1 pseudogene is annotated in these 698 nt (G+C 38.0%); it reads left to right on the top strand.

The features are described from left to right. Positions 1-307 precede the first annotated feature (307 nt). A pseudogene (locus tag DSM106972_RS52710) lies at positions 308-698 on the top strand (AraC family transcriptional regulator); the annotation flags it as partial.

The following is a 698-nucleotide window of genomic DNA, read 5'->3' as shown; positions in this document are numbered from 1 at the left end:
AGCCGCAAACTGATGGATAAAAAGTGCATAAATAATTAGCACTGGCGCCTATATGAATTAAGAAGCTTATCTTTAGTAATACAAATGGAGCAAAAATTAAGTATTCAACAATTAGTTTATGTCTTTAGGTAGATGCAAATTTAAATTTTGATATCTATGGCTAAAATAGCTGAACGTAGTTTGACTAGCAATATTCTTTTATATTTGGGGCGCCATCCATCTCTAGATATTAAATGTTTACGCACACCTTGAACACCCAATTTAAAATTTTAATAAAATTGGCACTATTATTCAATCGGTAAGTCAAATGCTGAAAACAAAATCTGTGACAAGTAGCCTCCTTAGATCAAACGAACTGAGCGAACGGTTGAATAAAACTCTAATTCTATCCAGTCGGCAACTGGGCTGGAATGGTATTTTGGTTGAGCATTGCGAAACTCCTTTAGCTTCATCCTTTGAAATGGAACTTCCCGCTGTATCGGATCATTGGCTCAATTTACCTATGGGGCGCCCCAGCTCTTTGATCCAAAAACGCGACAACGTAAAGCATGATTCAATTGTTCAAAAGGGGGACAGCATTTTTATTCCTGCTGGACAACCAAGTTACTGGTGTCGATACGAAGCTAGCATCTGCTCTGCGCTGCATATTTGCTTAAAACCGGAGTTGATCGAACAAATTGCTCAAGCATCCGAAATTC

This window comes from Dulcicalothrix desertica PCC 7102 (genome assembly GCF_003991905.1).
GTDB lineage: Bacteria > Cyanobacteriota > Cyanobacteriia > Cyanobacteriales > Nostocaceae > Dulcicalothrix > Dulcicalothrix desertica.
The sequence above is the reverse complement of the archived record's forward strand: the minus strand, read 5'-3'. Positions and strand labels throughout refer to the sequence as shown.